The organism is Endozoicomonas sp. SESOKO4 (genome assembly GCF_024606275.1).
Window position 1 is genome coordinate 1 of the sequence record NZ_JAHHPS010000286.1, and the last position, 8,897, is coordinate 8,897.

Genomic DNA, 8,897 nt, shown 5'->3' on the forward strand with positions numbered 1-8,897 from the left:
CATCGCCGATGGTAGTGTGGGGTTTCCCCATGTGAGAGTAGGTCATCGCCAGGCACCTTATTTTGAAAACGCTGAAAATATGGCAGTGTTTTAGCTTCGAGTCGATCAGTAATCTTTGAAGCAAACCAGTTTTGCCTGATAGCCACAGAGTATTGGAACCACCCGATCCCATCCCGAACTCGGAAGTGAAACGATGCATCGCCGATGGTAGTGTGGGGCTTCCCCATGTGAGAGTAGGTCACTGTCAGGCGTTAAATAAACAAAAAGGCCCACCAAGAAATTTGTGGGCCTTTTTGTTTATACAGTGAATTGTGACGGGATAGCCCATCACAGAGAAAACCCGTACAACATATCAGCGATATGTAAACCTAAATCGCCCCCCCAAAAAAAACAAAACCATCAAAGTCTCCTGTTTTAATGCCCTTATTTTAAATGAAGTTTGATCATGACAGCAGATCGACGTACCAAACTTAAAGGTCTCTGGAAAACCCTGCTTTCAAGAGTGGAGGGTATCCGGATTATTTCAAGCCGACGGGACAAAAAGATTTCGGTTTTTACCAGAAGTGCTATTTTTTGCTTGCAAGGAAGTAGGGTTTCCTTATAATCAGCCGCGTCTTCGGGGATGGCATCTTTTTCCCGAAGCGTCGAAGTGGTGGGCGTAGCTCAGTTGGTAGAGCCCCGGATTGTGATTCCGGTGGTCGTGGGTTCGAACCCCATCGTCCACCCCAGTTTCAAAAAGGTCTGATTTTTAAGTCAGGCCTTTTCTGTTTCTGAACTCGCCACTCATCATCCTGTTGTACTTCTTCTGATCCTCATACAGTTCAAGATAAATCCTGTATTTTTTGTCGCAATATGCTGCAAGCGATGTGTCAGGGTATAGTGTTTCCTTTTGCTGACTCATAGCCTGAATCGCTTCTTCCAGAGAAGCGTATGTTCCACATGCGACAGAAGATAATAAGGCGCCTGCTAACAGCATACAGTCGGGTTCCTGAGGCATTTTGGCTCGTATACCTGTTATGTTGACATGCTCCTGAACAAACAGTGTATTTTTGGCTAGACCGCCACAGGGTCGGAGTTCGCTGAAGCAGTAGCCATTTTGGGTAAGTCGTTCGATGTTGTGTCTGGCTTCCAATGCAATGGCCTGAATACAGGCCAGGTAAGTCAGGGCCAGACTATCAATGCTTTGATCGAGGCTCAGCCCTGTCATCATCCCTTTCAGGCTCATATCCATTCTGGGGCAGCGGTTACCGGCGAAATAAGGTAAAAGATGAATGTCGTAAGTTAGCAAGGATAGCTTATGCGTGTCCCCGGCCATGTTTTTCAGAACAGTGTTGAGGTATGAGTAAATGCTCTTGTGGTTTTTTTTCGATTCATTCAAAGCTTTAGCATAGGAAGGATGGCTGGTTAACAGATGCTCAATCAATGCTCCCGCTGCTGATTGTCCAACTATGTTGTGGTAAAAGCCTTCAAGAGCTGAAGGCATAGGCCCCCAGACACCTTCAATGGTTCTTGCAGAACGGCTACTGGCTACATAAATTGTCGAGGTGCCTACGACCATGCTGAGTCTGCTTTCCAGACTGCTGTTGTCTTTTTCCGGATGAATTGGCCCAAGAGCTGCGAGACTGCCACCTAAGCCATCAACCATTCCAGTGGCAACCGTTGTGCCTGCTGGCAGTCCTGTTGCTTCTGCTGAAGCGTTACTCAAGCCTCCGGGAACCGGGGAGCATGGTGAAAGTAATTCTCCCCGTCTCAATTCAGGATTGTTAATATTCAGGGCCTTGAGTATTTCTTTTGGTTCGCAGGTGACCTTGGAGCATGGTGTTCGGGTGATGACTCCGGTGAGCTTCCAGGTGATGAAGTCATAAAGATCGAGAATTAACCCGCATTGTGACCATAATTCAGGTTGTTCCTGCTTGAGCCAGAGCATTTTGGAAAGACACATTTCAGGAATTTGTTTAGCGGGCGCATTCCGGCCAGAGGCTGATTCGAATTGTTTGTTAATGATTAGGGACTGAGGTTGTGAACGATGATCCATCCAGCCAAGAATATTGGCTTCCGGATTGCCGGGCAGGTGAAGAGGCTCCAGATCGTGATTGAGTAAAACCTGGGATGCGGTAGCGTCAATGCCAATCCCTTTTATAGACACTGGCTGGTGATATTGCTCAATCAGCTTTCTGATAGAGTTAACGAGACAGCCATATATGTCATCAGAAGACTGTTCCATTATACCAGAGGTCTGCCAGAGCTTTAGTTTCTGGATGTTCTTTGCCAGTATCTTTCCCTTTGTGTTGACCAGAGCAGCTCGCAAACTGGCTGTGCCCACATCAATACTGAGTAGCGCTTCTCGCATCGTTATACCCCTGATAACAATCTTCCATGTTGCATACGGTTTTTTGCCACGAAAATAAGCATAATAGTAGACAAGTTAATCAGCGGGCATTGAAGAGATAAGCATATGTTCATGGACTCAGTGATCGGGCATCGAGGTGCAGCCGCTTTGGCTCCAGAGAATACTTTGGCTGGCATTCAGAAAGCAGCCGATTTGGGGCTGAAATGGATAGAGCTGGATGTGACCCTGCTGGGAGATGGCTCAGCGGTGATGTTTCATGATCCAACAATGAGCAGAACCACTTCAGGACGCGGGCATTTGAAGAGAATGAGCCTGGATCAGGTGGCTACTCTGGATGCCGGAAGCTGGTTTTCAGAAGCGTTCACCGGTGAAAAGGTGCCAACACTGAATGAAACACTGACTTTGATCAAGGAACTGAAGCTGAGCCTGAATCTTGAGTTGAAACCCAATCGTTGCGATTTAAAACTTCTGATTGAGGAAGTGGTAGCTGTGTTGGAGGCAGTTTGCTTTCCTGAGGATCAACTGCTGGTATCCAGCTTTAATCATAAGGCTCTGCTCTTGTATCGGGCAAAAGCTGACAGCAGGATCGGTTGTCTTTTCGAATCGTTGCCTCGAAACTGGAAACATAAAGCCAGACAGGTTGATGCTAAGACGATTCATCTGAATGCCAAAAAACTTAGAGAAAAAAAGGCGCATGAAATCAAAGCCGCAGGTTATGAGTTGTATTGCTACACCGTTAACGAAAAGGATACGGCTGATCGATTAAGAGGATGGGGTGTTGATGGAGTGTTTACGGATAACCCTTCCTTGATACGTTAACAGAGTGCCGACTGACACTCTGTTGTTACTTAAGAGCAGTGTTCTTCGTCTACTTCTCTCAAGTATTTGAACAGTTTTCTGGAAGCCGCGGGTGGTTTCTCCTTTGTGGCTTCCTTTTGGGCGTTACGTACCAGTTGTCGTATGTGCTGATGATCGGCGTCAGGGTATTTGTCGAGGTACTCGGTGAGAACCTCATGCCCTTCATTGATCAGGCGGTCACGCCAGCGTTCCAATTGGTGAAAGCGACGATTGTATTCCTCGCTCGTGGAGTCCAGGCTGTCGAGAAATTTCTGGATCGGTTCCAGCTCCTGGTCTCGCATCAATTTACCAATGAAGCCTAAATGCCGTTTGCGGGCATTATTGCTTTTAATTCGCTTGCTCTCATCCAGTGCTTCCCTGAGGCGCTCATTCAGAGGCAGCTTGTCCAGCGTGGCTGGCTTCATATCCATTAAACGGGCACCCATGGCCTTGAGCTCGTCCATATCACGTTTGAGCTCGGATTTGCTGACATAAATGATTTCTTCAACGTCGTCTTCAAATTCGTAGGGGTCTTGATCTGACATGATTCGGGTCTATCTAAAGAGATGCCTGCATTTTACTCCAGTTATTGACATTCAGCCATGAGCGGAGAAGGCTGTTACTCCTTTTCCCGGCCAATGATGGTAGCGTCCGGACAGCTCATTCATCGTTAATGTTTTGTTTTTCTTTGGCTATGGGCATTTGCAGCCGGGCACGGCACAATAGGACTTACACGAATAATTCTGGAAGGCAGGAAGTTCATGGGTGATAAAACCAACGCTGTACTGGATCCCCGCTCTGAAGAGGATCGCCTGAAGACACTGGTCAGTGATATTCTGGACGAAGCGCGACGTCAGGGGGCAGATGCCTGTGAAGTCGGTGTCAGTCTGGACGCAGGCCTCTCGGTAGGTGTCAGAATGGGGGATGTTGAAACGGTCGAGTTTAACCGTGATCAGGGTTTTGGTATCACCGTTTATCAGGGAAAGAAAAAAGGATCAGCCAGTACTTCAGACAGTTCATCTGAAGCCATCAGAGAGACTGTGAAGGCAGCTTGCGATATTGCCGGCTACGCCTCGGAAGACCCTTGTGCCGGGCTTGCTGATGCTGAGTTAATGGCGACTGAACTGCCAGATCTGGACCTGTACCACCCTTGGGGGATCGATGCAGAAGAAGCCATAGAGCTGGCTTTGAAGTGCGAAGAAGCTGGCAGAATGTTCAGTAGCAAAATCAAAAATTCTGACGGTGCCAATGTAGGTACCCACCAGGGATGTCGTGTCTATGGTAACAGTCATGGCTTTATTGGCAGTTACATTTCCAGTCGTCATAGTTTAAGTTGTGTTCTGATTGGTGAAAAAGCCGGTGAAATGCAGAGAGATTATTGGTACACCGTCGCTCGTGATGGTAACGATCTGGAGTCTGCTTCGGATGTAGGTCAAAAGGCGGCGGAAAGAACACTAGCCCGACTGGGTGCCAGAAAAGTCCCCACGGGGCAGGTACCTGTCCTGTTTGCGGCAGAAGTGGCCTCAGGTATTGTATCCCACCTGTTGGAAGGCATTAGTGGTGGCAGTCTTTATCGCCGAGCTTCATTCCTGCTGGATCATCTGGGTCAACAGATATTTCCTGACTGGGTGCGTATCCATGAGCAGCCGCACCTGAAAAAGGCACTGGGTTCGGCCAGTTTTGATAATGACGGTTTAGCTACTCGGGCCAAGGACTTTATCTCTGATGGGGTTCTGGCCAGTTATCTCCTGAGTACTTATTCTGCCCGCAAGCTGGGAATGGAGAGTACCGCTAATGCCGGAGGTGTCAATAACCTGTTTCTGGACTGCAATGCAGGCGGCAGGGATGAGCTATTGAAACAGATGGGAACGGGTTTACTAGTGACTGAGTTGATGGGGCAGGGAGTGAATACTGTCACCGGCGATTACTCAAGAGGTGCAGGAGGCTACTGGGTTGAACATGGCGAAATACAGCACCCTGTTTCTGAAGTGACTATCGCTGGAAACCTGAAAGATATGTTTATGAATATGGCTGCTGCAGGGAATGATTATGATCGCAGAGGGGGGATTCAAACCGGTTCGATTCTGATCAGTGAGATGACTCTGGCAGGTGAATAAATAAGTAGCTGATCAGGCTACTACGGTGCAGTCTGCTATCCAACAGTCTGGCATGTTAACTATAAAACAAGGTAGCCAGTCCCAGAAAGGAGAGAAAGCCAACGACATCCGATACTGTCGTCAGTATTATGGTGCCAGCCAGTGCAGGGTCAATATTTATGGATTTGAGAATAACGGGAAGGCTGGCACCGACGATGACGGCAGTACTGAGATTGATGATCATGGCACAGGCGATCACCAGAGCAATGATGGGGTCATGGAACCATAAATAAGCGATCAGGGAAACCAGAGCGGCCCAGAGAATACCATTGAGAAATCCTGCCATTAGTTCGCGACTGAGTAGCCACCGCAGGTTGGTTCTACTGATCTGACCCAGCGCCATGCCCCGAATCACCAGAGTCAGAGCCTGTCCGCCAGCATTGCCGCCCATTCCTGCAACAATTGGCATCAGGACAGCCAGTGCAACGACCTTATCGATGGTGGCCTGAAACATGCCAATAACAGAGGCGGCAATAAAGGCTGTTATCAGGTTGATGCCCAGCCAGACAGCGCGCCGACGGGCCGTTTTCAGTGCGGGGGCAAAGGTATCTTCATCGTCATCCAGACCTGCCATGCTCATCATGGAGTGTTCGGCCTCTTCCCGGATAACATCCACCACGTCGTCAATCGTAATACGGCCCAGTAGCTGTCCCTGCTCAGACACCACCGGTGCTGACACCAGATCCTGCCGTTCAAACAATTGAGCCACCTGGCTGTCTTCCATATTGGCAGCGATGGGTTGCAGATCGGTCTGCATTACTTCAAATACTGTGGCTGAAGGGGCTGTTGTCAGGAGTACTGTCAGGGGTAGTGCCCCTATGTATTCGTCTCTGCGGTTGACGACAAACAGGCTGTCAGTCATTTCCGGAATATCCTTATGACGCCTGAGGTAACGGAGCACAACATCGAGAGTGCTGCTGGGCCGAATGGTGATGACATCGGTATTCATAAGTCCGCCGGCTGTGTCTTCCGGATAAGAGAGGACGGCTTCTACCCTTTGCCGATCCTGACTGTCCATGGAATCCAGTACTTTTCGGGTGATGGTGTCGGGCAGTTGTTGCAGGAGGTCTGCTATGTCATCCACGTCCTGACCTTCGGTAATCACTTTCAGCTCTGCCACGTTCATCCTGTCCAGGAAAAACTGTCGGACTTCGTCACTCAGTTCCTGTAATACGTCGCCTTCCATCTCTCGATCAATCAGGCGCCAGAGAAGGCTGCGAAGTTTGGGGGGGGACGATTCGAGCAAGTGAGCCGCATCCGGAGCCGGAAGACCATTCAGCATACGCCTGAGTTCGGGAGAAACGCCGTGTTCAAGGGCCTCGTTGAGTTCCTGAAATGCCTTGTCTCCGATACTCAGTTGTAGCTGTTGTACCATAGATGCGTGCCCGGCTTTTTTGGCAGAAATGACTGAGTGTTGACTTTCTGTTCTACAACTATCCAGTCTGATTGTCAGGCTCAGTCATTTCGCATGTCATTGTTCGTTTGCTTTGTGCCTGACAAGCTTTCGCTTTCAAGCGAGGCAATTTGAGATACCAGTATAAACAGAGATTTAATGGTGAAAAGGATGATTATTCACCCTCTTCAAAAAAATCATTGATCAGATTGCACAACGCTGTACAGGCCTCTTCTTCATCATGGCCTTCAAATGTTAAATCAAGGACAGAGCCTTTTCCTGCCGCCAGCATCATGACGGCCATGATACTTTTTCCATCCACCTCACGGCCGTCGAAGCCCACTTTCACCTGACTGGTGAAAGCCGAAGTTGTGGAAACAAATTTAGATGCTGCCCGTGCATGGAGACCGAGTTTATTAATAATGGTGATCTGCTTCTGGATCATTATTTTGAAAGCTCCCGATGTCTGACCTGAACACAGTCAAAACGTTCCTTGAGCCACTCGCTCAGTTTTTCACTGATAAATACGGAGCGGTGCTGCCCGCCGGTACACCCGATTGCAATCGTCATATAACTGCGCTGTCCGGATTCGAACCTCGGTAACCATTTTTCCACGAATCTGCAGAGATCTTCAAACATCTCATTTACCATGGGTTCAGCCGCCAGAAAATCTTTAACGGGCTTATCTTGGCCTGTGTAAGATCTTAACGCTTCAATCCAGAAAGGATTAGGTAAACAGCGAACATCAAAAACAAAGTCAGCATCAATCGGCATGCCGTGCTTGAAGCCAAACGACTGGATCATCAGCGTCATACTCTTGCTCGTGGCGCCGCATATTCGCTGTCTTATTTGTTCTCTGATTTCATGGACAGACAGTGGTGAAGTGTCCAGCCTTATGTCGGCTTCTTCAGCCAGAGGAGCCAGCAGTTTCTTTTCCAGATTGATCGCTTCTTTCAGAGAACGCTCATCATTGCTGAGAGGGTGGCGACGGCGTGTCGAGCTGTACCGCTTCATCAGGGTGTCGCTGTCTGCGTCCAGAAAGATGACCTGACACTCAACCTCCTGTTTTTTCAACTTTTCCAACAATGCCGGAAAGCGTTCCAGAGCGCCGGGTACATTACGAACATCCAAACTGACAGCCATGCGGTGAGGTTCGAGCAGATTGCTTTTGAGATTGGTCGGCAATTCGTTCAACATGCTGGCAGGCAAGTTGTCTACACAGTAAAAGCCTTCATCTTCAAGGGCGTGAAGCGCGGAACTTTTGCCAGAGCCTGAACGTCCGCTGATGATGACCAACTTCATGGAGTGTCCTTCCCGATTGTTTGACTGTGCAAACAGGCTTCTCACCTGATTCCGAGTGGGGCAAGTCTATCAAAACCCAATGAGATTAGAACCAGTCGCTTTCTTTTATTTCAAGCATAGTCCGGATATTTCTATCCATGCATTTTTGAAGGATAAATAGGTTTCAAGTCACGATAGTGAAGGAAGTCAACAGGGTTCTTGCAGGCCAAAAACATTTTGCCCGCCTCCGTTTCCAGATGGGCATGCAAAATGTTTTTTATTTACCTGTTAAACAGGGCTGCAGATGATGTTATACAGCGCTTTGGGGTTTTTTGCTGCTCGCATCTGGCTCAGCAATATTTCTGATTGAAAGCGTTCAGCCACAGCCTGCAGTATATTGAGATGCTCCTGTGTATTTTCTTCCGGAACAATGAGTGCGAACACCAGATCGACCGGTTGTTTATCCACAGAATCAAAATCAACGGGTTCGGACAGTTTGATCAGAAGTCCGGTGGGATGTTGACAGGCACTGGAGCGACAGTGAGGCAGGGCTATTCCTTTGCCTAAACCGGTGGTACCGAGTCGCTCTCTGTTAATCAGCTTGTTAAACAGATCCTTGGTGTTTATGGCGGGAACATGTTCACAGATGATTTCCGCGACAATTTCCAGGACTTTCTTTTTGCTGGCCCCCTGCACATCACATAGGGTGCGCCCGGGGGTAAGAATGTTTTTGATAATCATACAACGATCGATGCTTACAGGCGGCCACTGGCACCCTGTAGCCGGTCAAGCGTCTTCTCTTTGTGTTTTACCAGTTGTCGGTCCAGTTTGTCCGACATGTCGTCAATAGCAGCGTACATATCTTCAGCCTCAGCGGTTG

Annotated in this window: 9 protein-coding genes, 1 tRNA gene and 1 rRNA gene; 4 read left to right on the plus strand and 7 right to left on the minus strand. The window is 48.5% G+C overall.

All coding sequences use genetic code 11. The annotated features are described in order from the left end of the window. Positions 1–134: 134 nt before the first annotated feature. Positions 135–250 (plus strand): 5S ribosomal RNA (rrf, locus tag KDK16_RS05365). Between the two features lie 402 nt (positions 251–652). After that, a tRNA-His gene (locus KDK16_RS05370) sits at positions 653–728 on the plus strand. 20 nt (positions 729–748) lie between these two features. On the opposite strand, the gene KDK16_RS05375 is transcribed toward KDK16_RS05370, so the two are convergent. After that, positions 749–2,350: an FGGY-family carbohydrate kinase gene (locus KDK16_RS05375; RefSeq protein ID WP_257253908.1), complete on the minus strand. Its 1,602-nt coding sequence runs from the start codon at positions 2,348–2,350 to the stop codon at positions 749–751. A 105-nt stretch (positions 2,351–2,455) separates the two neighbouring features. Here KDK16_RS05375 and KDK16_RS05380 point away from each other — a divergent pair, with 105 nt between their 5' ends. Further along, positions 2,456–3,169, plus strand: coding sequence for a glycerophosphoryl diester phosphodiesterase (locus KDK16_RS05380; protein WP_257275033.1), 714 nt, complete (start codon positions 2,456–2,458; stop codon positions 3,167–3,169). A gap of 29 nt (positions 3,170–3,198) precedes the next feature. Here the strand turns inward: KDK16_RS05380 and yjgA are convergent, their stop codons facing one another. Then, complete coding sequence (gene yjgA, locus KDK16_RS05385; protein ID WP_257253910.1) at positions 3,199–3,732, minus strand: ribosome biogenesis factor YjgA; 534 nt, start codon at positions 3,730–3,732, stop codon at positions 3,199–3,201. A 216-nt stretch (positions 3,733–3,948) separates the two neighbouring features. Here yjgA and pmbA point away from each other — a divergent pair, with 216 nt between their 5' ends. After that, positions 3,949–5,304: a metalloprotease PmbA gene (gene pmbA, locus KDK16_RS05390; protein WP_257253911.1), complete on the plus strand. Its 1,356-nt coding sequence runs from the start codon at positions 3,949–3,951 to the stop codon at positions 5,302–5,304. Positions 5,305–5,359: 55 nt separating this feature from the next. Here pmbA and mgtE read toward each other — a convergent pair whose 3' ends face one another. The 5 genes from mgtE to KDK16_RS05415 all read right to left on the minus strand — a co-directional run. Further along, complete coding sequence (mgtE, locus tag KDK16_RS05395) at positions 5,360–6,718, minus strand: magnesium transporter (RefSeq protein ID WP_257275034.1); 1,359 nt, start codon at positions 6,716–6,718, stop codon at positions 5,360–5,362. Between the two features lie 193 nt (positions 6,719–6,911). Beyond that, positions 6,912–7,181 carry an HPr family phosphocarrier protein gene (locus tag KDK16_RS05400; RefSeq protein WP_257253913.1) on the minus strand — a complete coding sequence of 90 codons (270 nt, stop codon included), beginning with the start codon at positions 7,179–7,181 and terminating at the stop codon, positions 6,912–6,914. Beyond that, a complete protein-coding gene (gene rapZ / locus KDK16_RS05405; protein WP_257253916.1) occupies positions 7,181–8,038 on the minus strand; it encodes an RNase adapter RapZ in 858 nt (285 codons plus the stop codon). The genes KDK16_RS05400 and rapZ overlap by 1 nt, the downstream gene beginning before the upstream one ends. Positions 8,039–8,305: 267 nt before the next feature. Beyond that, on the minus strand, positions 8,306–8,758 hold the full coding sequence (locus KDK16_RS05410; RefSeq protein WP_257253917.1) for a PTS sugar transporter subunit IIA: 453 nt from the start codon (positions 8,756–8,758) through the stop codon (positions 8,306–8,308). A 14-nt stretch (positions 8,759–8,772) separates the two neighbouring features. Beyond that, positions 8,773–8,897, minus strand: a 125-nt coding sequence (locus KDK16_RS05415; protein WP_257275035.1) for an HPF/RaiA family ribosome-associated protein, incomplete at its 5' end; no start/stop codon positions are given.